16 protein-coding genes are annotated in these 22,321 nt (G+C 34.8%); 10 read left to right on the top strand and 6 right to left on the bottom strand.

The features are described 5' to 3' along the window. Positions 1–10 precede the first annotated feature (10 nt). Positions 11–1,483: a hypothetical protein gene (locus tag AC3QL1_RS02180; protein WP_492494713.1), complete on the top strand. Its 1,473-nt coding sequence runs from the start codon at positions 11–13 to the stop codon at positions 1,481–1,483. 108 nt (positions 1,484–1,591) lie between these two features. Here AC3QL1_RS02180 and AC3QL1_RS02175 read toward each other — a convergent pair whose 3' ends face one another. Continuing rightward, positions 1,592–3,619: a M3 family metallopeptidase gene (locus AC3QL1_RS02175; protein ID WP_492494711.1), complete on the bottom strand. Its 2,028-nt coding sequence runs from the start codon at positions 3,617–3,619 to the stop codon at positions 1,592–1,594. Positions 3,620–3,839: 220 nt separating this feature from the next. On the opposite strand from AC3QL1_RS02175, the gene AC3QL1_RS02170 reads away from it, so the two are divergent. Continuing rightward, entirely contained in the window at positions 3,840–4,511 is a 672-nt protein-coding gene (locus AC3QL1_RS02170; RefSeq protein WP_492494709.1) for a hypothetical protein, read from the top strand. 59 nt (positions 4,512–4,570) lie between these two features. Here AC3QL1_RS02170 and purE read toward each other — a convergent pair whose 3' ends face one another. Together purE and AC3QL1_RS02160 are read right to left on the bottom strand one after the other, a co-directional pair. Beyond that, complete coding sequence (gene purE / locus AC3QL1_RS02165; protein WP_026982985.1) at positions 4,571–5,053, bottom strand: 5-(carboxyamino)imidazole ribonucleotide mutase; 483 nt, start codon at positions 5,051–5,053, stop codon at positions 4,571–4,573. Between the two features lie 109 nt (positions 5,054–5,162). Then, positions 5,163–6,317: a 5-(carboxyamino)imidazole ribonucleotide synthase gene (locus AC3QL1_RS02160; protein WP_492494708.1), complete on the bottom strand. Its 1,155-nt coding sequence runs from the start codon at positions 6,315–6,317 to the stop codon at positions 5,163–5,165. A 207-nt stretch (positions 6,318–6,524) separates the two neighbouring features. On the opposite strand from AC3QL1_RS02160, the gene AC3QL1_RS02155 reads away from it, so the two are divergent. The 4 genes from AC3QL1_RS02155 to AC3QL1_RS02140 all read left to right on the top strand — a co-directional run bounded on the left by AC3QL1_RS02155 (position 6,525) and on the right by AC3QL1_RS02140 (position 14,121). Further along, a complete protein-coding gene (locus AC3QL1_RS02155; protein ID WP_492494707.1) occupies positions 6,525–7,583 on the top strand; it encodes a helix-turn-helix domain-containing protein in 1,059 nt (352 codons plus the stop codon). Positions 7,584–7,586: 3 nt separating this feature from the next. Beyond that, on the top strand, positions 7,587–8,648 hold the full coding sequence (locus AC3QL1_RS02150; RefSeq protein WP_492494706.1) for a helix-turn-helix domain-containing protein: 1,062 nt from the start codon (positions 7,587–7,589) through the stop codon (positions 8,646–8,648). 508 nt (positions 8,649–9,156) lie between these two features. Next, the gene (locus tag AC3QL1_RS02145) at positions 9,157–13,209 is read left to right on the top strand and encodes a T9SS type B sorting domain-containing protein (RefSeq protein ID WP_492494705.1); all 4,053 of its coding nucleotides are present in this window, start codon (positions 9,157–9,159) and stop codon (positions 13,207–13,209) included. A 24-nt stretch (positions 13,210–13,233) separates the two neighbouring features. Then, positions 13,234–14,121 carry a PorP/SprF family type IX secretion system membrane protein gene (locus AC3QL1_RS02140; RefSeq protein ID WP_492494704.1) on the top strand — a complete coding sequence of 296 codons (888 nt, stop codon included), beginning with the start codon at positions 13,234–13,236 and terminating at the stop codon, positions 14,119–14,121. 105 nt (positions 14,122–14,226) lie between these two features. Here AC3QL1_RS02140 and AC3QL1_RS02135 read toward each other — a convergent pair whose 3' ends face one another. From AC3QL1_RS02135 to AC3QL1_RS02125, 3 genes are all read right to left on the bottom strand, one after another. Continuing rightward, positions 14,227–14,778, bottom strand: coding sequence for a HEAT-like fold family protein (locus AC3QL1_RS02135; RefSeq protein WP_492494702.1), 552 nt, complete (start codon positions 14,776–14,778; stop codon positions 14,227–14,229). 24 nt (positions 14,779–14,802) lie between these two features. Then, complete coding sequence (locus tag AC3QL1_RS02130; protein WP_492494700.1) at positions 14,803–16,893, bottom strand: TonB-dependent receptor; 2,091 nt, start codon at positions 16,891–16,893, stop codon at positions 14,803–14,805. A gap of 197 nt (positions 16,894–17,090) precedes the next feature. Next, a complete protein-coding gene (locus AC3QL1_RS02125) occupies positions 17,091–18,365 on the bottom strand; it encodes a PQQ-dependent sugar dehydrogenase (RefSeq protein WP_492497526.1) in 1,275 nt (424 codons plus the stop codon). 186 nt (positions 18,366–18,551) lie between these two features. Here AC3QL1_RS02125 and hpt point away from each other — a divergent pair, with 186 nt between their 5' ends. The 4 genes from hpt to obgE all read left to right on the top strand — a co-directional run bounded on the left by hpt (position 18,552) and on the right by obgE (position 22,249). After that, entirely contained in the window at positions 18,552–19,082 is a 531-nt protein-coding gene (gene hpt, locus AC3QL1_RS02120; protein WP_492494699.1) for a hypoxanthine phosphoribosyltransferase, read from the top strand. Between the two features lie 77 nt (positions 19,083–19,159). Beyond that, on the top strand, positions 19,160–19,732 hold the full coding sequence (locus tag AC3QL1_RS02115; protein WP_492494697.1) for an adenylate kinase: 573 nt from the start codon (positions 19,160–19,162) through the stop codon (positions 19,730–19,732). A 99-nt stretch (positions 19,733–19,831) separates the two neighbouring features. Beyond that, positions 19,832–21,106 (top strand): hemolysin family protein, encoded by a 1,275-nt coding sequence (locus AC3QL1_RS02110; protein ID WP_492494696.1) that lies wholly within the window; start codon positions 19,832–19,834, stop codon positions 21,104–21,106. 141 nt (positions 21,107–21,247) lie between these two features. Continuing rightward, a complete protein-coding gene (gene obgE, locus AC3QL1_RS02105; RefSeq protein ID WP_294925997.1) occupies positions 21,248–22,249 on the top strand; it encodes a GTPase ObgE in 1,002 nt (333 codons plus the stop codon). Positions 22,250–22,321 lie beyond the last annotated feature (72 nt).

Below are 22,321 nucleotides of genomic sequence, written 5' to 3'. Positions count from 1 at the left end.
AACCAAAAAAATGAAAAGAAAACCTATTATTATAATCTTACTAGTTGTCTTTATAATAGCAGCTGTTTCCATATTTTTTCTGAATAAAGAAAAAATAATGGCAAAATTTGGAAGTTCTTCCGGATATACTGCATCTGCAACAGAATCCTGCGATTGCGAAGCAAGTTGGTTTCCGCATGAACAAACTCCGCCACCGGCAGAAGGTGACGGAAGCCCGTTTGATAATGAAAACACAACAAATTGCGATTTTCACCAATGGTCTTGGCAAAAGTTTTTGTGGGTAACAAAACCAGAGTCAAACGGAAATCCATTCTTTTTAGATTCACTGGATTTAGTTACTCCCCAAATGGAAGATGTTGCACCGCAGTTAGGTTTAAAACTAACTTTAAGTTCTATTAATCAGGCAGGTTTTAGCGCCGTTTTACGTTCTAATCCTAAATTTAATAATGCTGCAGATACCGTATATTATTCCATTCACGTAAATGCTCTTTTAAAAGACAAAGCAGTTACAATGGCTTCTTTAATCAATAGCGGAAAATTACCGGTTTCTAATTTAGAGACATTTCCGGTTGGAGCTTTAGAATTAAAAGTTTCCTGGATTAATATAGATGCTATTGCAAAAGCGCAGCAGCCGAATTATTTTACCACTAAAGCCGCTGTTCAAAATAGCAATGGGCAATATGTTCAAAAAACCATGGCATTATTAGGAATGCACGTTGTGGGAGTTGTAAAAAATCACCCTGAATTTATCTGGGCAACTTTTGAACATAAAGATTTGGCGCCTGTTTATGATAAGAAAACCAATTCTGTATCATCAGCAAATGAAATGCTGTTTTATGAAAAAGGAACTTCTACCGGTATTGACGGCATTAAATGGAATAAAAGTACAGCTTCGCCTGTTGTAGCCAATAAAGCATTTATCCTTTATGAATATGGAGTGCCAAAGAATTTAAAAACCGGAGCATTTATGGCAACAAGTCAGGCAGAACCTGCTAATTTTAATAATATAGAAAACATTAATAAATGTGTAGCGTCAAAATTGAAAGATGTTTTTAGAAATTATTTCTATAATGGTTCTATCTGGTTAAATTTTGATGGAGTTTCTCCTGAAAACCAGGCAAAGGCAATCGTAACACGAGATATTTCGAGCGCACTTCCGGATTCATTGGCAAGAGGTTCTGTTAATCTGGCAAACATTACGATGGAAACTTACACGCAGAGTTTTCAAAATGACATTCATGATATTAATAATACAAATGTGATTAGCTGCTTTTATTGTCATCAATCTTCCAATTTTGATAAAAGCAGACCTGGAAATTCACCTCTGTTTTTAAGTCATTTATTTGGAGATTATCTACTGTTTACAAAACCAAAGGTTACGGCTAAAAATGAAAATAATGTAAATTCAAGAGCGAAACGTATTGAAGAAATAGAAAGCTTGAAAACGCAGCAGCTTGAAGAGTTTATCAGAACTAAAAAGTAAAATTATTTGAAGTATAAAATTTCAATAAGAACAAAATACAGAACTTATTAATTACAATAAAAAAACCGAAGTATTTACTTCGGTTTTTTAATATCTAAAATCTAATATTTACAATAATCCCGCTCTTTTTAATAAAGCTTCCGGTTTTGGTTCTTGTCCTCTAAAACGTTTGTACAAAGTCATCGGATGTTCTGTTCCTCCTTTTGAAAGCACATTATCTTTGAATTTTGTCGCCACTTCAGCATTGAAAATGCCATTTTCCTGAAAATATTCAAAAGCATCAGCGTCCAGAACCTCAGCCCATTTGTAACTGTAATATCCTGACGAATATCCTCCTTGAAAAATATGTGAAAAAGCAGTACTCATCGCATTTTCTTTTACATCGGGATACAATTGCGTGTTGGCAAATTGTTCTGTTTCAAAAGCTTTCAAATCAGTAATGTTTGTTGGATCTTGTCCGTGCCACGCCATGTCTAAAAGCCCAAAACTCAACTGGCGTAAAGTGGCCAATCCTTCCTGAAAACTTGCACTTTCCTTGATCTTCTGTACATATTCAATCGGAATAATTTCATCCGTTTCATAGTGATTGGCAAACAATGCTAAAGCTTCCGGCTCGTAACACCAGTTTTCCATAATTTGACTTGGTAATTCTACAAAATCCCAATAAACAGAAGTTCCGGATAAACTTGGATACGTTGTATTGGCTAACATTCCGTGTAAACCGTGGCCAAATTCGTGAAACAAAGTTGTTACTTCATTAAAAGTCAATAACGAAGGTTTTGTTTCTGTTGGTTTTGTAAAATTGCAGACATTCGAAATATGTGGTCTTTCGTTAACGCCGTCTTTTACATATTGAGATTTAAAAGAAGTCATCCAGGCACCGTTTCGTTTTCCTTTTCTTGGGAAAAAGTCGGCGTAGAAAATTGAAACTAAATTATTTTTGGCATCTCTAACTTCATATGTGGTTACTTCTTCATGGTATTTGTCAATGTCAAAAACCTCTGTGAAAGTTAAACCGTATAATTTTTCAGCAACTGTAAAAGCGCCATTTAATACTTTTTCTAATTGAAAATAAGGTTTTAGTTTTTCATCATCTAAATTAAAAAGCTGCTGTTTTAATTTTTCAGAATAATAAGCGCCGTCCCATTTTTCAAGCTGTTCGATTCCGTCCAGTTTTTTGGCGAAAGCCGCTAATTCTGCAAATTCTTTTTGGGCTGCCGGTTTTGCTTTTGCTAATAAATCATTTAGAAATGAAAATACTTTCTCCGGACTTTGCGCCATTCTTTCTTCAAGAACAAAATGTGCGTGTGTTTTATAGCCTAATAAATTGGCTCTTTCAAAACGCAATTTGGCAATTTTCAATACATTTTCCTGATTGTCGAATTCGTTATTCTGAAAAGCTTTTGCTCCAAAAGCGATTGCCATTTTCTTACGTAATTCGCGATTATCCGCATAAGTCAAAAATGGGACATAACTTGGATGATCCAACGTAAAAATCCAGCCTTCTTTTTCTTTTTCCTTTGCTAATAATCTTGCTGCTTCGATTGTTCCTTCCGGTAATCCTGCTAAATCAGTTTTATCAGTTAAATGCAATTCAAAAGCATTGGTTTCTGCCAAAACATTTTCGCCAAACTGCAAACTCAATTTCGATAATTCTTTGTCGATTTCTCTAAGTTTATCTTTTTTATCTTCTGGAAGATTAGCTCCGTTTCTGGAGAAGCTTTTGTATTTTTTATCCAAAAGCGTTGTTTGTTCCGGAGTTAAATTCAGGTTTTCTTTTTGGTCGTAGACCACTTTTACTTTGGCAAATAAAGCAGCGTTTAAAGTAATGTCGTTTCCAAATTCAGATAATAATGGCGAAACTTCCTGAGCGATTTTTTGCATTTCGTCGTTGGTTTCTGCCGAATTCAAATTGAAGAAAACACTTGAAAGGCGATCTAAAATGTCTCCTGCATAATCCATTGCCACAACTGTGTTTTCAAAAGTTGGTGCTTCGGGATTGTTTACGATGGCATCAATTTCGGCTTTAGCCAAAACAATTCCTTCCTGAAAAGCCGGAACATAATCGTCGATTTTAATTTGTGAAAAAGGTGCAGTGTTATGTTTGGTGTTGAATTTTGAAAGTAAAACGTTCATTATGAATATAATTATTTTATTAAGTGAAGCTGAAATTTTTGAATCCCAAAGATAACAATTTATAAAAATCTAATCGTCTATATAAAATCGATTCTCGACATAAAATCCTCTTAAATTGTGTTATAGATATGTTATTTATTGATGCAGGCGGTTTTAAAAGCGTAAATTGAAAAAATAAGATTAGAATTATAAATACTAATCATAATTGTAAAAATAAAAAATGATGAATTATCAAGTTGTTATAAATAATATCGATACTGTTAATGAAGTGGAAGGATATTGGTCAGATGAAGATTTTGTTCAGTTGCTGGAAAAATTTAATTATCCCGATGGAGCAACGGCTGACAAATCAAGTTTACCGGAATTATTAGAAATGGCCATTTCGGATTATGAACCTAATGAAGCCGCCCAAATAGTTTTGGATTATAAATTGGGTGATCAATTGAGTGAAGGACAAATTGAGCAAATATCAAATAATATGCTAATTGACAAAGTTTGCGAAGAATATCCCGAAATACACATGCAAGGCGCTTTGTTTCATACCAATCAATTATTATTTAAGGCCTACAATGGAAAATTTCCAAATGCAAAAGCGTCTGTCGTTCATTTTTCGATGACACCAATTAAGGGAGAACCACAAAAGTTAACTGCCGAAAATGTTTTGAAGTTATTGAACAAAGGTTTATCAGACAGAAATCTGATTAAAAGATTGTTTGAAAATCAAATGTCTCAAAACATTTCGTTTCCGGAAGCTGAAGGAATTGTTTGGGAATTAACAACAGAAGATAATGTAAATTATAATCTGGTAACTTCAGAAAACTGGATAAACAAAGAAGATATAACAGAATATGAATTTGAATCTGTTCTGGAGGAAATTGAAGAGGAAGCTTAATTTTTGTTTTCAATATTCAGTCGCAGTTTACACTAAAAACTGTGACTGAAAACTGAAAACTATTTCAAACCTTCAGCCGCTTTATTAACCGCAGCTTTCAATTCTTCTTTGTATGCGATAATCGTGTCAAGGACTTTTTTATCGTGACTTCCAATGATTTGTGCTGCTAAGATTCCGGCATTTTTTGCTCCGTTTAAAGCAACCGTAGCAACAGGAACTCCGCCCGGCATTTGCAGAATCGATAATACCGAATCCCAACCATCAATTGAATTGCTTGACTTTACCGGAACTCCAATTACAGGAAGCGGTGACATAGAAGCGACCATTCCAGGTAAATGTGCAGCGCCACCAGCTCCGGCAATAATTACCGAGATTCCGCGAGTATGTGCATTTTTACTGAAATCGAATAATTTTTCCGGCGTTCTGTGTGCCGAAACAATATCTACTTCAACTTCAATATTAAATTGTTTTAATATGTCGATAGCATCCTGCATAACTGGCATGTCAGAGATACTTCCCATTATAATGGCTACTTTGCTCATTTGTTTTTTTGTTTTTTTTGTTTCAGGTTTTGTTGACACTGAAAACTGTGACTGTTTATTTTGTTTCAGGTTTCAAGTTTTTCGTGAGACTGAAAACTGCGACTGCAAACTATATACTTATTACCTTAATCGTATTCTTAACCTGCTCTGCAATTCTTCTCGCTTCGTTCATGTCTTCGTTTACGATCGTTACGTGACCCATTTTTCTGAAAGGACGGGTTTGTTTTTTACCGTAAATGTGTGGTGTAACGCCATTCCATCCTAAAATGGTTTCGATATTTTCGTAAACTACATCTCCTGAAAAACCTTCGGCACCAACCAAATTCACCATAACACCGGCAACTTTACTGTCTGTGTCTCCTAACGGAAGATCCAGGATGGCACGCAAATGATTTTCGAATTGTGATGTATAACTGGCTTCTATAGAATAATGACCGGAATTGTGTGGGCGAGGGGCAACTTCGTTTACCAAAATTTCATCTTCATTGGTTTGAAACATTTCAACAGCCAGAAGTCCAACGTGATTGAATTTTTCCGAAACATTCAACGCAATTGCTCTGGCTTTTTCGGCAACTTTTTCGTCGATTCTTGCCGGACAAATTACGTATTCAACCTGATTCGCTTCCGGATGAAATTCCATTTCTACAACCGGATAGGTTTTTATTTCTCCTGATGGATTTCTGCAGACAATTACGGCCAATTCATTTTTGAACGGAACCATGGTTTCTGCAATACATTCTACGTTTGGTAAATCATCCATATCCGAAATCTGGCGAATCACTTTTACGCCGTTTCCATCATAACCAAATTCGGTGCATTTCCAGACAAAGGGAATTGTTATTTCACTGTTTCCAACAGATTTTTGAAGATGTTCCGGTGAATCAAATCGCAAATATGCTGCGGTTGGAATATTACTTTCGGTATAAAAAGCTTTTTGAATTCCTTTATTCTGAATTCCTTTTAAGGTTTTTGGAGACGGATAAACTTTTAAACCTTCGTTTTCTAATTGTGTTAAAGCTTCAAGGTTAACAAGCTCAATTTCAAAAGTTAAAACGTCGACTTGTTTCCCAAAATTATAAACAGTTTCATAATCCATCAAGTCGCCTTTGAAGAATTTATTACAGGCAATTTTACTCGGAGCTTCGTCACTCGGATCTAAAACATAAGTTTGGATGTCAAATTTTCTAGTGTCAGACAACAGCATTTTACCCAATTGTCCGCCGCCTAATATTCCTAATTTAAAATCAGAAGAAAAATAATTCATTTGTAGTGTGTTTGTGCAAAGATAATTGATAAAATAGAAATGCCAATTTATTGTGGATTGAAATGCTGATTTTTCAAATTTTTCAATCAAAAAAGAATTATTCCAATCTCCTGTTTTTTTTAAAGAAGTGATTTAAATGTTTTGTTTTATATACTTGAAATCCTTAGGTTTGACCTTGTTTTTAACTATCATCCATTTCGTAATATAATGACCACAAATAATTGGGCTGACCACATTCAGAAATTTCTTTTTCTTTTGAAAGATGATTTTTTTGAACTGCCTTATCTTTCAAATTCGCCTCAGTTAATGTTAGACAGCCTTGTCAAATTACCTATTACAAAACACACGCCTGCCAAACAATTAATTGTGACAGATAATGCTTTTTGGAAAGGTATAATGCGCTATCGTACCATTGAAGATGGTTTCTGGATTCTGGAAACGAATCTTATAATGAATGAAAATATATTAGCAAAAGCGACCTATACGCAGGATCATATTAAGGATTATTATATTTTATCTTTTTCGGTTTTTGAATACCGATTTCCGATTTCGGGTTCAGAGGATATAGTCCTGCTAAGTACTTGCTGGACTTTTTACAAACCCGATACCGAAGTGGCTACTTATTTTTATAAAGGAACAAAAGGAAAGTTCTTTAATATCGCGATGAATAAAGAATGGGTTGACAAGAATATCAAATCAGATAAATTTTGCGAAAAAGGTGTTTTAGAAAGGTTTTTTAATGGTCAGAAAGGGTTTTATACCTGGCTGGATATTGCTCCAAAAGCACATTCCTTATCTAACAAAATATCGAAAATTTTACTTGAAGAAGATAAAATCCATCAAAATACGACAGAATTGCGCAAATGCTGTATGAAGTTAATTACTGAGTTTTTCTCTAATTCATTTGAAGACAGCCGGATTAAAGATAATATATCGCTGAGCAATCTGGATTATTTTAATGTGGCTAAAGCCGAAAAAATGATTCTGCACAATTTGCAGTCAACATTTTTGGGGATTGATAAAATTGCATTTGAAGTGAATACTTCGCCAACAAAATTAAAAGCAAATTTTAAAACGGTTTTTGGGTTTTCGATGCTGCAATATCATAAAGAAAAAAACATGCTTTTGGCTCAGCAATTACTGCAGCATTCGCAAATCGAAATACAGATTATCGCAGTAATTACCGGATATGAAAGTGGCAGTAAATTTACGGCAGCTTTCAAAAAAAGATTCAATGAATTACCATCTGTTTTTAGAGAAAACTAAGATATGAACGTAGGAAAGTGGGTTAAATTTATAAAAGAGAACATCAACTTTTACAGAGATGGTTTTTTTGAATTGCCTTATTTGTCGAATTCTCCCGCGATTATTGTAAAAAGCATTGTAAATTCTCCGTCGGTTAGACATGTTCCAGAGGAGCAGGCCGTTTACAGAAACAATCCTTTCTCTAAAGGAGTAATGCGTTATCGTGAAATCGAAGAAGATTTTTGGGTGATTGTAACGAGTGTTACTTTTAAGAAAAACGTCATGCTCAAAGCAATTTACGATCACGATTTTCCTATTGATTATTATACACTTACTTTTTCGGTTTTTGAAAGCGAAGTGAAACTGCAAAATACATTTGCGGATAAAACACCATTTTCGAGCAAATATTGGGGTTTTAAAAGACCGGGAACTGAAGTTGGCGCTTATTTTTATAAAGGTTCTGAGTGTGAATTTTATTTGTACGGATTTAGTAAGGAATGGGCAGAACGCAATTTTTCGTTTGAAACACTTCCCGAAGACAATCAGATTAAAAAATTCCTGAATTCAGATAAAGGTTTTATTACGTATCAGGATATTGTGCCAAATGCAGAGGAATTATCTAAGGAGATTTTAGTTATTCTGGAAAATAATAAAAAGGATCTTTTAAGCAAAGAACTTTTAAAAACACAGACGTTTCAGCTGATTTCAACTTTTTTCAAAAATGCATTCCTTGACCAGAGAATTGGAAATTATACACCAACAGAAACTCCTGAATTCAGAAAAATTGCAAAGGTCGAAAAATTACTTTTAGATACGATCACAGATCCTTTTTTAGGCGTAGAATATCTGGCCGAAAAAGTTGGAATGTCTGCCACAAAACTCAAGTTGACTTTTAAATTAGTTCATGGTGTTTCGATGATGCAATTTCATAAAGAAAAGAAATTATTGCTCGCCATGCAGATGATTGAAAATACCGATATGCAGATAAAAAATATTGCCCTGGCGACGGGTTATAAAAGTTCCAGCAAGTTTACGGCAAATTTTAAAAAACGTTTTGGAAAAATGCCTTCAGAAATAAGAGGTTAAACAATGTAAAATTCTTTCTTTTTTGCAATTTCCAGCCTTTGGATTATGTTTTTTTATAATTTATTTAATTTTGATTATGAGATTTATTTTGTTGATTTTCAGTGTATTAAATTTTATAAAGAAATCCATTACTTACAGTTATTTTTTTTGAAATTGAGTTGGTCGTTTCGGGCTATTGATGTGTCCGAATGGGCTATTTAAGCGATTTTAATTCAATATATTTTTGTTGGATAATTTTAACCTAACCAATATGATAATAAAATTACGCTTCAATGCGAATAAGCTTCGCAACTTTCAAAAAACTTCTTATTTCGATTTTGCATATTAAATAATGCAAACTATAATTTCAGGCGGTTTTTAAATTTTCCTTTTAGTAAATAATTTGTCTTCGAGACAAGTAAAGTTCCATTGTTCTTGACAGTTGGAACAGGAAATTTATTGCTTTTAACGAAATAAAAATATAAAGATTCACAAATCAAAATCAAAAAAAACAAAATCATATTTGAATATGAAAAAACACATTTTATTAATAATAATAGTCACATTGCTGCAAACATTTACATCGTTTGCCCAGACTCAGGTTTATGAGCTGTCAGAATCGGACTTTAATGCTTTTCAGTACACTTGTGTCACAGATAAATATAATTACAATTCTGATATGGGGCTTCAATGGACATCGACGGGATCAGGAGTCCCAACGAGTGTTTCGGTACAAGTAAATTATACGGTCAATTGTAGTGCAACAATCAAAAGAGTAAATTTTAATAATATCAGTCAATCGTCGCAAATCACTGTTCCATCTAATTGTTCCTGCCCGATTAACAATGGTACACTCTCCACTTGGAGTTTAAATCCGGCAGATTATAAGGTGGGGCAAATAAATAAATTAATTATTAAAACAACTGGTAATTATGAAGGTTTAAATGTTATTCCGGGACATCCGGGTATTTATGCAATAGTAACTGTCAATTATCCTGCGAGTCCTGATCCTGAAATTAATATTAAGGCAGGTTCTGCTTCTATTGCAAACGGGGATAATACTCCTGCAGCTGGCGATCTTACAGAATTTGGAACTTTGTCTGCCGGATCAGTATTAGACCATACTTTTGAAATTGAAAATAAAGGTACAAATGCATTGACTTTATCAGGCACTCCGCTGGTAGATATTAGTGGCAGTTCGGCATTCTCTATTGAAACTCAGCCGGCATCTAGCACAGTTGCAGGATTGGGCTCACGAACATTTACAGTTCGTTTTAATCCAAGTTGTGCTCAAACAGGCTTGCAGACTGCTGTTGTAAGTATTGCAAGTGATGATGCAGATGAAAATCCCTATACTTTTACAGTTCAGGGAACAGGTTTAGATAATATAAACCCAACTGCAATTGCAAAAAACATCACAGTTCAATTAGATGCAACTGGAAATGTAACGGTAAATGCTGAAGATTTAAATGATAACAGTACTGACAATTGCGTAATTAGCAGTTATAAAATTGCCTCCGCAACTTCAGGTACTGTTTGTAGTGTTGTTAATGAAGGAAGTCTTTTATCACTTGCTGCGCCATCAGGAGTTTTTACAAATGTGGTTTTTGCAAGCTATGGAACGCCGGGTGGAAGTTGTGGCAGTTTTAATTTAGGCTGGTGTGACGCTTTTTTTAGTGTAAGTAAGGTTTCCGCTAATTTTATCGGACAGACAAATGCGAGTATTTACGCTGATAATTTTACTTTTGGAGATCCTTGTGGTGGTACTCCTAAAAGATTAGCAGTTGAGCTTGGTTATGGACCATCAATTGCAACGGCAGGATCCTCAATAACCTATTCTTGTTCAGATCTTGGTACTCACGATGTTATTTTATATGTTACGGATAACAATGGAAATGTTTCTTCAGTAAACGCAACGATAACTGTTGAAGATATCGAAAAACCAACTATTACATGTGCTGTTCCTGCTGCATCTTACAATAATGATTTAGGTGTTTGCAGTTTTGCAGTAACAGACAATAGTTTAGATACTACAGCAACAGATAATTGTTCTACAGTTACCCTTTCAAATGATTTTACTAATTCGGCTACATTAAACGGAGCAATTTTTCCTGTTGGAACTACAACTGTAATCTGGACAGCAACAGATGCTTCCGGAAATAATACAACCTGTACTTATGACATTACTGTGGTTGATGCAGAAAAACCAACTATTACATGTGCTGTTCCTGCTGCATCTTACAACAATGATTTAGGTGTTTGCAGTTTTACAATAACAGACAATAGTTTAGATGCTGCAGCAGCAGATAATTGTTCTATTGTTTCCCTTTTAAATAATTTCAATAATTCGGCTACACTACACGGAGCCATTTTTCCTGTAGGAACAACAACTGTAACCTGGACAGCAACAGATGCCGCCGGAAATACAGAAACCTGTAACTATGATGTTATTGTAGTTGATGCCGAAGCGCCAGTTGCTTCAGCAAAAGATATTACAGTTCAGCTTGATGCTTCAGGAAATGTTACAATTGCTGCCGCAGATGTTGATAATCTTTCGACAGATCTTTGCGGAGCCGTAACTTTAAGTGTTTCACCAGATAGATTTACTTGTGCTACTATTGGAGATAATACGGTGACTTTAACTGTTACGGACGCAAGCGGAAATACCGCAACGGCAACTGCAACAGTAAAAGTTGAAGATAAAACCGCACCAATAGTTGTGGTAAAAAACATCACAGTTCAGCTTGATGCGACAGGAAATGTTACCATTCAGGCTTCTGATGTTGATGATAATTCGACAGACAATTGTGGAATCGATACGAGAGAATTGGATATAACTTCCTTTACTTGTGCTAATATCGGAGCCAATACAGTTCAGTTAAAAGTAACAGACAATAATGGAAATTCAGCTGTAAAAAATGCAATTGTTACAGTTGAAGATAAAATTGCGCCAATTGCTTCAGCAAAAGATATTACAGTTCAGCTTGATGCAGCAGGAAATGTTACAATTGCTGCCGCAGCTGTTGATAATCTATCGACAGATCTTTGCGGAGGTGTAACTTTAAGTGTTTCACCGGATACATTTACTTGTGCTAATATTGGAGATAATACGGTGACTTTAACCGTTACAGATGCAAGCGGAAATACCGCAACGGCAACGGCAATAGTAAAAGTTGAAGATAAAACTGCACCAATAGTTGTGGTAAAAAACATCACAGTTCAGCTTAACGCGGCAGGAAATGTTACCATTCAGGCTGCTGATGTTGATGATAATTCAACAGATAATTGTGGAATTGCTACAATAGAATTGGATATAACTTCCTTTACTTGTGCTAATATCGGAGCAAATACAGTTCAGTTAAAAGTAACAGACAGCAACGGAAATTCAGCTGTTAAAAATGCTATTGTTACAGTTGAGGATAAAATTGCACCAACTGTTTTAGCAAAAAACATTTCCGTTCAGCTTGATGGTTTCGGAAACGCTTTTATAACAGGAACCGATGTTAATAATGGATCCACAGATGTTTGTGGCGGGACATTAACTTTTGCTGTTTCTCCAAACACTTTTAATTGTTCTAATGTTGGGGCTAACAGTGTTACTCTGACAGTTACAGATGCTAGTGGAAATACTGCTTTTGCACCTGCAACAGTAACAATTGTAGACAAAACAGCACCAATCGTGCTAACAAAAAATATTACTATTCCGTTTAATGCTTCAGGAAACGCTTCAATCGTAGCGGCTGATGTTGATAATGGTTCAATAACGGTTTGTGGAGCTGCACCAGTTTTATCAGTTTCTCCATCTTCATTTACTTGTGTTAATGCGGGAGCAAACACTGTAACACTTACTGCAACTGGCGCAAACGGAGAAATTTCTTCTGAAACGGCAATAGTTACTATACTTGAAAATATTGCTCCAATTGTGGTAACGAAAGACATATCAGTTCAGCTTGATGCGGCAGGAAATGTTTCTGTAACTGCAGACCAGATTAATAACGGAAGTTCAGATAATTGTGGAATCGCTACAATAACGCTTAACAAAACTTCTTTTGATTGTACCAATGTTGGAGTAAATACTGTTGTTTTAACGGTAGTTGATAAAAGCGGAAACACGGCATCTGCAAATGCAAAAGTGACCGTTACAAACTCCTTTGGAGATAATGACAAAGATGGAATTTTAGACAATTGTGATACTGATGATGATAATGACGGAATTTCAGATTCAACTGATAATTGCCCGATTACTTCAAATCCATATCAGGAAGACCGTAACAATAATGGTTTAGGAGATGCTTGTGATAAGGATCAGATGAATATTTCTGAAGCATTTACTCCAAACGGAGATGGTATAAACGATACATGGGTTATTTCTAATATCGAAAATTATCCTAATTCAACAGTAAGAGTTTTTAATCGTTGGGGAGCAGAAGTTTTTGTTGCCAAAAATTACCAAAATGATTGGGACGGGCATGCTAAAAGTAATTCAAGCACTTTGCCTGCAGCGAGTTCTTATTTCTATCAAATTGATTTAGATGGCGATGGAACAATTGACAGACAAGGTTGGATCTACATTAACAGGTAATTGTAAAAAAATAAAATTCTAGAAATGAAAATAATTAAAAATATATTGGCGGGAGCATTACTACTTTTTAGTAGTATGCTTTTTGCTCAACAAGAAACCATACTTACAACATATCGTTACCACATGAATTTGGTGAATCCGGCTTATGTAGGCGTAGACGGAGAAACTGCTTTGGCAACTACATTTCGTAAGCAGTGGACAGGAATTGAAAATGCTCCGGAAACTCAGGCTATTTCTTTTGGAACGCCGGTAGGAGGAAATATAGGATTGGGAATTTCTATGGTGTACGATAAAACATTTATCGAAAAACAAACCCAATTAGGAATTGACCTTTCATACAAAATGCAGGTTGGTGAACTTACTGATTTGTATTTCGGAATAAAAGCTGGAGGTAATTTTTATAATGTAAATACTTCCGGTCTTGAGACCTATTCGAACCAGTCTGATCCGGCTTTGACGAATATCAATCAATTTAATCCAAACGTAGGAGTAGGAGCTTTATTAAAAAGTGACAAATATTTTGTATCCCTTTCTGTCCCAAGAATACTAAATACGGAACGTGCAAAAAACAAAGACGGTTATACAGCCGTTGCTACAGACAGACCCCATGTTTATTTAAGCAGTGGTTACAATTTTGATCTTGAAACAACCACACTTTTAATCTTAAAACCATCTTTTATGATGCGTTATGTTAATGGTGCGCCACTTTCTGTAGATCTTAATTTGATGCTTCAAATCCAGGAGTTTTTAGAAATAGGCGGAAGTTACAGAGTAAATAATGCCTATGCAGGAATTGCAGCAGTAACAATCAGCAAACACCTTACATTTGGTTATGCTTATGAAGCCAATACGGGTGAAGTACTGGCAAGTTCAAAAAACTCTAACGAATTTTTTCTTCGCTTTAAATTTTAAATATCCCCCAATAAATAAGGTTTTAAGCGAAGTTTAGTTTTTTTATTTATTGAGTAGTAAAAAAAGAGGGCATCTACCTAACAGATGTCCTCTTTTTGTTTTTTATCATTCTATTTTTCTCAAAACCTCTTTGGCAACAGCTTTATACGCTGCAGAATGATCTCCGAAATCCTTGTTCAGAATAATGCGAAGTTCAGGATGAATCCAGTCGTAATGATTTCCTAAAAGATATAATGTTCTGATGGAATAGGCTTTTGTCGCTACTTTGACATCATTAATGAGCCAGTCAAAAGAAATTTCAATACAATTTTGAAGATTTTCTTCAGAAAGAACAATGCTGTCTTCTGCTTTTTTATAATGGGATTTTACTAAAAGCTGAATCACTTTTGCAATTGGCCGAATGGCGCTTTCATCTTTCAGATATTGTAAATTCGAACAAAAAAAATCAAGATGAGGCTGTAGCCAAAGTAATTCTTCATACGATACAAATTCTAAAACCCAACAAGCCCGGTGATGATTTTTATCAGAAATGGAAAAACATAGAGAAACCAGTTCAGCAAATAAAGACTGATTCTCTAAAATATCCTGAGCAGCCAAAGATCGGTTTGCTCTGCAAGCCGTTACATAATCCAATTTTTCCTGTAGTTCAGAAGGCATTTTTTTAGATTTGATTTGAATCATCTAAAATAAATAATTTAATGAAATACTACCGTAATAATTTACAGGAAGTCCGGGATAATAATATCGAGGAGATGCATTTCCGACAGCAACCGCATTTGGCAAAATTAAAGAAGCATATTTTTCATTCGTTACGTTGTTTATTCCAGCTGCCAAATGAGAAGTTAATTTAGGCAGAATCTCAAATCGATAACCGGTTTTTAAATTGATTATGGAGTAAGAATCTGAAAAAGCAGTATTAGCATCGTTCATCGGAATTTTATCCACATACTGATAATCGGCGTTAAAGTAAATTCCCAAACGAGTATTTAAACTTAAACCAGCATTAATTTTATTTGCCGGAACTCCGGTTAATTTATTTCCCGAATAATCATTGCCCGAATCAACAAATTCCTTAAATTCATAATTGCCCAAAGAAGCTCCAAAATAAGAGTTTAAAGCGAAAAATCTATTTATTTGCCAATTGTGATTTACCGTAATTTCAATTCCTTCATGAAATGTTTTGCCGGCATTTGCGCCCACATATTGATCGTCGCCAACTCTTTTTGCCACCAATAAATCTTTAATTTCCATTCGGTAAACAGCAATTTCCGTGTAAAGTTTCTTGTTGAAAAAATAGAATTTTCCACCAAGTTCAAAGTTATAGCCATTTTCAGGTTTTATATCGGTATTGATTGTGCCTTCACTCGTAAGTGTTTCTTCTGTAGCCGGCAATGAAAAACCCCGGCTTGCTGACAAGTAAATGGTTTGTTGTGAATTTGGCTTAAATAATAAAGACAATTGTGGCGAAAAAATACCGTCATAACTATATTCCTGATTGGATTTTTCGGTATAATTCGTTAGTTCAAATTCTGTTTTGTTATAATTTATTCCTGCCTGAATTTCAAAATGATCCGAAAGTTGTGTTCTAAGCTGTGAGAATATATTATAGAAATGTCTTTTCTGATCTGTCTCCGTAAGTTGATTTCCCTGCAAACTTCCCAAACCATTATTTTGCTGGTATAAATTTTCGAAAGTATTTCCGCTATAAGTATCTGTAAAATATTCCACACCCGCGATAAAATCAATTTTGGTTTCCTTAATATTAAAATTGCCCGAAAATTGCGTTCTTGCTCCGGTTGCAAAAGTATACTGATGCAAAATATCAAAAGGTCTTGGCTCGTTGCTGTCTTTATAATTAATAAAAACCGAAGTCGAATTATTTAAGTTGTCACTGATTTTAAAATCATACGCCAATCCGCCCAAAGTCGATTTGTATTCCTTAAATCCTTTCGAAGCAACCCAAGTTGGCGCACCCAATTGCGGATTATTTTCAAAAACATCTTTATTAATTGAACTCGGAATAAAAGCTTTTAAATGAGTGTAATGGGTAAAATAGGTCAGTTTGCTGTTTTTCTTTCTGAATAATTCTCCAGCAAGCGTAATTCCTTCCCGATTGTACGCGCTATTTTCTCTCCAGCCATCAGTTTTTAAATTGTGATAACTAATGTTTAAACTTCCTTGTTTTTCATTTAAACTATAATTCAAACTATTTTTTAATAAACCATAAGATCCAAAAACAGAACTCACGCCGGCGCTTTGTCCTTTTGCTTTTGAAAGTTGAGGTGAAATTAAAATCGCTCCGCCCAAACCTGCTCCGTAAATACTGGAAAGCGGACCTTTTATAATCTCAATTTGGTTGAGGTTTTCAAGATCAATGTCGTCAATAACGGTTTCGCTGTTTCCTGAAGTCAAAGGAATACTTCCATAAAAAGCCCTGATTTTATTGGTTCCGTAAGTTGTTCTGGCGCCAATTCCACGAATCGAAATTCGACTTGTCGTAAAATTCGACGATTGCATAAACACACCCGGAATTGTATTAATTACTGTTGTAATATCGGTAGAATTATTTTGCAGCAGATCACTTTTGGATAAAATCCCTATAGAAGCCGGCGTATTGAGAATATTAGTATTGATATGAAGCGGACTAATGACAACTTCGTCTAATTTTTCTGTTTTAAGAGAATCAATATTTTTGCTCTCTTTTTTCTGTGCTGTAATGTTTTGAAAAACAAAAAGCACAAAAAGAAGCAAGCAGTATTTATTTTTAATCATAAGAGATTTATAGTTTGGTTGGTGTTATTTTTAGACACATAGAGACATAGACTTATGTTTGCGAAAAAGGCGTTTCACTTGTTTAAACACACATAGCTATGTGAATTGTTGTAAGTGAAACGCCTTTTTTAATACAAAGCAACTATGTTTCTATGTGTTTAAATGATTTACAAAATTTGGAATTTTTAAATTTGGAATTATTTATTAGCCGTAACCTTCCAAATAGTATTTCCGCTATCATCATTAACCAAAAGCGATCCGTCATTCATAACGGTAACGGCAACCGGACGCCCATAAACTTCAGCTTTTTCTTCATCAGAAATAAAACCGGTTAAAAAATCCTCCGGTTTTCCGGAAGGTTTTCCGTTTGCAAAAGGAACAAAAACTACTTTGTAACCGGAAATTTTTGCACGATTCCAGGAACCATGCTGACCAACAAAAGCTCCGTTTTTATATTTTGCCGGAAATTTATCTTTAGTATAAAAAGCCAATCCTAAAGAAGCCGTATGCGCACCAACCGAAACATCAGGGACAATTGCTTTTGCAGCCAGATCTTTGCGTTCGCCTTTCATTCTTGGATCAAGAATATTACCATAATAAGAATAGGGCCATCCGTAAAAACCATCTTTTTTAACGCTTGTAATATAATCCGGAACCAAATCATCTCCCAATTCATCACGCTCATTAACAGCAGTCCAAAGTTCTTTATTTACCGGATTCCAATCCATTCCAACCGGATTTCTAAGTCCCGATGCGTAGATTTTTTCGCCCGTTCCATCAGGGTTAATTTCTAAGATATCAGCTCTACGCACTTCTTTATCCATTCCGTTCTCACCAACGTTACTTCCGGATCCTACAGAAACATAAATTTTTGTCCCGTCAGCATTGGCAAGTAAATTTCTTGTCCAGTGGTTGTTGTAACCTCCGGCAGGAAGTTCAAGGATTTTAACGCCTTTGGTTTCCAGTTTTAGCGGATTATTTTTATATGGATATTTATACAAACCATCTGTATTGGCGATATAAAAAAAGTCTTTAAGAACAAGCATTCCAAAAGGTTTATTTAAATCTGTGATAAAAACCTCGCGGGTTTCAAATTTCCCGTCTTTGTCTTTATCGCGCAAAACCGTAATTTGGTTTTTGCTGCTTCGGGTTCCGCTTTCAACAACAAAAATATCGTTGTTTGGCGCAATATATGTCCAACGCGGATTTTCGAAACCATCGGCAAATTTTGTTACCGTAAAACCTTGTGGCGCAATTGGAGTTTTTCCTTCCGGCCAGCCTATAACTTTACTGTTTTTTGTTTTAGATTCTGTTGCAAAAGGCGGCGGCAAAGTAATTTCGCCTACGGCAGTTTTTACAACATTGGAAGGTTGTTTTGCCAGGGCTTCTTTTTCTTCTTTCTTCACTTGTCCGTTGCAAGCCGTCATTAAGACTAAAAATGATATTGAAAATGTTTGTATTGCTGTTTTCATCATTGTCTGGGGTTAAATATTTATACAACAACAATTTAATAAATTAAAAAATATACTTAAGAAAGGATTTGTAAACATTAACTGATATTTAACATTCATAAAAAAATAAATCAACGTACTATTTTGATACTTAGATTTTAGTTCTAATTCTGTATCTTTGTCGCTTGTTTTAAAACATAAAAAATAATGATACAACTTCACGATAAACAATTTGTTCCGTTTATTTCGGCAAAAGAAATTGATTTTGCCTTAACAAAAATGGTGGCTCAGGTTGAAGATGATTTTGGTGATGATACGCCTATTTTTGTTGGCGTTTTGAATGGCGCATTTATGGTTGTCGCCGATTTTCTTAAAAAATATAAAAGCCCTTGCGAGGTTTCGTTTATCAAAATGGCATCTTATGAAGGTACGGAAAGCACCAATGAAGTCAAACAATTAATTGGTATTAACCAGGATTTGACTGGCAGAACTGTCATTATTATCGAAGATATTATCGACACCGGAAATACAATCGAAGAATTGAAACATTTGTTTAAAGCACAAAACGTTAAGCACTTTAAGATCGCTACTTTGTTTTTTAAACCTGAAGCGTATAAAAAAGACATTAAGATTGATTACGTTGGAATCAGAATTCCAAATAAATTTATTGTGGGTTATGGTTTAGACTACGATGGTTTGGGAAGAAATCTTTCTGAAGTATACAAATTAGCAGAATAATATTAAACAAAAACACAACTATATATTCATTTTAAACTTCCTGCATTACAATCTGGAAGTAAAGAAAAACTAACATTATGATTAACATCGTTTTATTTGGAAAGCCAGGAGCAGGAAAAGGGACTCAGGCAGAATTTTTAAAAGAAAAATACAAATTAACACATCTTTCTACAGGAGATATATTTCGTTTTAACTTAAAAAATGATACCGAATTAGGAAAAAAAGCAAGAGTTTTCATGGACAATGGCGAATTGGTTCCTTGTGAAGTTACAACAGCAATGTTAATCGATGAAGTAAACAAACATTTAGATTCAAATGGTATTTTATTCGATGGTTATCCAAGAACATTAGATCAGGCAGAAGCGTTAGATAAATTTTTACCAACAATTGGTTCAAGCGTTACCGCTACAATTGCTTTAGAAGCAGATGATGAAATTCTGGTAGCACGTTTATTAGAAAGAGGAAAAACAAGCGGAAGAGCTGATGATCAGGACGAAGAAAAAATTCGCGTAAGATATCAGGAATACAACGAAAAAACAGCGCCATTAATTGGTTATTATAAAGCACAAAATAAGTTTCATGCCGTAAACGGTATCGGAACTATTGAAGAAATTACAGAGCGATTAACATCAGTTATAGATAATTTGTAATAAAATCTGTTTGAAGTTTAAAGTTAAATGTTTAGAAAGAAATTTGAAATAAGTTTCCGAAAACATTTAACTTTAAACTTTTAAACTTTAAACTCAAAAATGGAAATACTAATAATATTTTTTCTAATACTATTAAACGGAGTTTTCTCCATGTCTGAAATTGCACTTATTTCAGCAAGAAAAAACAGACTGGAAACAGCCGCTAAAAAAGGAAATAAAAGTGCTAAAACGGCTCTTGACCTTGCTAATTCCCCAAATAAATTTTTATCAACCGTACAAATCGGGATTACCTTAATCGGGATTTTGACGGGTATTTACAGTGGTGACAAAATCACTGTAGATGTAGAAACTTTTGTAAGCGGATTTGCAGTTTTAAAACCTTATGCACATTCAGTTGCAGTGGGAATTGTGGTGGTTGTTTTAACTTTTTTCTCTTTGGTTTTAGGAGAATTACTTCCAAAAAGAATTGGATTAAATTATCCGGAATCAATTGCCAAAATGGTGGCGATGCCAATGAAAGTAGTTTCGATTATTACGGCGCCATTTATCTGGTTACTGACTTCTTCAACAGATTTTTTACTGAATGTGCTTCAGATTAAACCAACTGCTGACGGAAAAGTTACCGAAGAAGAAATTAAAGCGATAATAAAAGAAGGAACAGAAGTTGGAGAAGTTCAGGAAATTGAACAGGATATCGTGGAACGTGTTTTTCATATTGGCGACAGAAAAGTAAATTCGTTAATGACACATCGCAAATCAGTTGATATGCTGCCATTAAACGCTGAAAGAGCTAAAATCAAAGAATTGGTTTTAACGGATTTGCATACTGTTTATCCTGTTTACAGCGACAACTACGATGATATTGTTGGTATTGTAACGCTTAAAAATATATTTGCTAATATCGAAAGCGATCATTTTGATTTATCGGCAATTATGACAGATCCTCCGTATTTAATGGAGCAGACAACGGCTTACAAAGCGTTGGAAAATTTTAAAAGAACAGGCGTACATTATGCTTTAGTTTCTGATGAATATGGGGTTTTTCAGGGTATAATTACTTTGAATGATATTCTGGAAGCTTTGGTGGGAGATGCCTCTGAGTTTTATAAAGATGAATTTCAGCTAATCGAAAGAGAAGATGGTTCTTGGCTGGTTGACGGACATTATTCATTGCACGATTTCTTGACTTATTTCGAGTTAGATGAGTTGACCAACGACTACGAAGTAAACACCGTAAGCGGAATGATTATGACCGAACTTTCACATATTCCAAAAGAAGGTGAAAAATTATATTGGCAAAAATTTGTGCTTGAAGTATTAGATATGGATGGCGTAAAGATTGATAAAGTGTTGGTAAAAGCACTTAAAGAGTAGAGAGAATAAAATAGTTTTCAGTCACAGTATTCAGTCACAGTTTGCACTGAAACGAAGCTGGGAATGCTAAAAACAATAGAGCTTAGTAATACGATTTAGAGCAATCTAAAATCCAAAATCTAAAATCTGAAATTAAAGAAAATGACAGAAGGAAATTTTGTAGATTACGTTAAGATATATGTTTCTTCCGGAAAGGGAGGAAAAGGATCTACGCATTTACATAGAGAGAAATTTATTGAAAAAGGAGGCCCGGACGGTGGTGATGGTGGTCGCGGTGGACACGTATATTTGGTCGGAAATAAAGGTTTATGGACATTATTTCACTTAAAATTTGCCCGTCATATTAAAGCCGGACATGGTGGAGATGGAGGAGGAGACCGTAGTACAGGTGCTGATGGAGAAGATAAATTTATCGAAGTGCCTTTAGGAACTGTCGTAAAAGATAAAGAAACCGGAGAAACTTTATTCGAAATCACCGAAGATGGTGAGAAAAGAATTCTTTCAAAAGGAGGAAAGGGAGGTTTAGGAAACTGGCATTTTAGAAGTTCAACAAATCAAACGCCACGTTATGCACAGCCAGGTTTACCGGGTGTAGAAATGGATGTGATTTTAGAGCTTAAAGTTTTGGCAGATGTTGGTTTAGTAGGTTTTCCAAATGCCGGAAAATCAACTTTATTATCTGTTTTGACTTCTGCAAAACCAAAAATTGCCGATTATCCTTTTACCACTTTAAAACCAAACTTAGGAATTGTTGCTTACAGAGATTACCAATCTTTTGTAATTGCTGATATTCCGGGAATTATTGAAGGTGCTGCAGAAGGAAAAGGTTTAGGACATTACTTCCTGCGTCATATTGAGCGTAATTCTACATTGTTGTTTTTAGTTCCTGTTGACACGCCAGATATTAAGGCCGAATATGATATTTTGGTGAATGAATTAACAAAATATAATCCTGAAATGCTGGATAAAGAGCGTCTTTTGGTAATATCAAAATGTGATATGCTGGATGACGAGCTTAAAGCAGAATTGAAAACAGAATTAGACGTTGCTTTCAAGGATATTCCGTATATGTTTATTTCATCTGTTGCACAACAAGGTTTGACAGATTTAAAAGACAAACTTTGGAAAATGCTAAATGAGTAAATTCTAATTTTATAAATATAAAAAACCCGACAAGTAATTGTCGGGTTTTTGCTTTTTAGCGAATAAACAAAA

Source organism: Flavobacterium sp. GW823-FHT04A11 (genome assembly GCF_058796535.1).
The sequence above is the reverse complement of the archived record's forward strand: the minus strand, read 5'-3'. Positions and strand labels throughout refer to the sequence as shown.

What these genes read in the sequence shown, in the direction of transcription:
- obgE (WP_294925997.1), top strand. Translation starts at nt 21,248, where the DNA reads ATGACAGAAGGAAATTTTGTAGATTACGTTAAGATATATGTTTCTTCC.
- AC3QL1_RS02160 (WP_492494708.1), bottom strand. Translation starts at nt 6,317, where the DNA reads ATGAATTATTTTTCTTCTGATTTTAAATTAGGAATATTAGGCGGCGGA.
- purE (WP_026982985.1), bottom strand. Translation starts at nt 5,053, where the DNA reads ATGAGCAAAGTAGCCATTATAATGGGAAGTATCTCTGACATGCCAGTT.
- AC3QL1_RS02145 (WP_492494705.1), top strand. Translation starts at nt 9,157, where the DNA reads ATGAAAAAACACATTTTATTAATAATAATAGTCACATTGCTGCAAACA.
- AC3QL1_RS02115 (WP_492494697.1), top strand. Translation starts at nt 19,160, where the DNA reads ATGATTAACATCGTTTTATTTGGAAAGCCAGGAGCAGGAAAAGGGACT.
- AC3QL1_RS02175 (WP_492494711.1), bottom strand. Translation starts at nt 3,619, where the DNA reads ATGAACGTTTTACTTTCAAAATTCAACACCAAACATAACACTGCACCT.
- AC3QL1_RS02130 (WP_492494700.1), bottom strand. Translation starts at nt 16,893, where the DNA reads ATGATTAAAAATAAATACTGCTTGCTTCTTTTTGTGCTTTTTGTTTTT.
- AC3QL1_RS02135 (WP_492494702.1), bottom strand. Translation starts at nt 14,778, where the DNA reads ATGCCTTCTGAACTACAGGAAAAATTGGATTATGTAACGGCTTGCAGA.
- AC3QL1_RS02110 (WP_492494696.1), top strand. Translation starts at nt 19,832, where the DNA reads ATGGAAATACTAATAATATTTTTTCTAATACTATTAAACGGAGTTTTC.
- AC3QL1_RS02170 (WP_492494709.1), top strand. Translation starts at nt 3,840, where the DNA reads ATGATGAATTATCAAGTTGTTATAAATAATATCGATACTGTTAATGAA.
- AC3QL1_RS02150 (WP_492494706.1), top strand. Translation starts at nt 7,587, where the DNA reads ATGAACGTAGGAAAGTGGGTTAAATTTATAAAAGAGAACATCAACTTT.
- AC3QL1_RS02140 (WP_492494704.1), top strand. Translation starts at nt 13,234, where the DNA reads ATGAAAATAATTAAAAATATATTGGCGGGAGCATTACTACTTTTTAGT.
- AC3QL1_RS02125 (WP_492497526.1), bottom strand. Translation starts at nt 18,365, where the DNA reads ATGAAAACAGCAATACAAACATTTTCAATATCATTTTTAGTCTTAATG.
- hpt (WP_492494699.1), top strand. Translation starts at nt 18,552, where the DNA reads ATGATACAACTTCACGATAAACAATTTGTTCCGTTTATTTCGGCAAAA.
- AC3QL1_RS02155 (WP_492494707.1), top strand. Translation starts at nt 6,525, where the DNA reads ATGACCACAAATAATTGGGCTGACCACATTCAGAAATTTCTTTTTCTT.
- AC3QL1_RS02180 (WP_492494713.1), top strand. Translation starts at nt 11, where the DNA reads ATGAAAAGAAAACCTATTATTATAATCTTACTAGTTGTCTTTATAATA.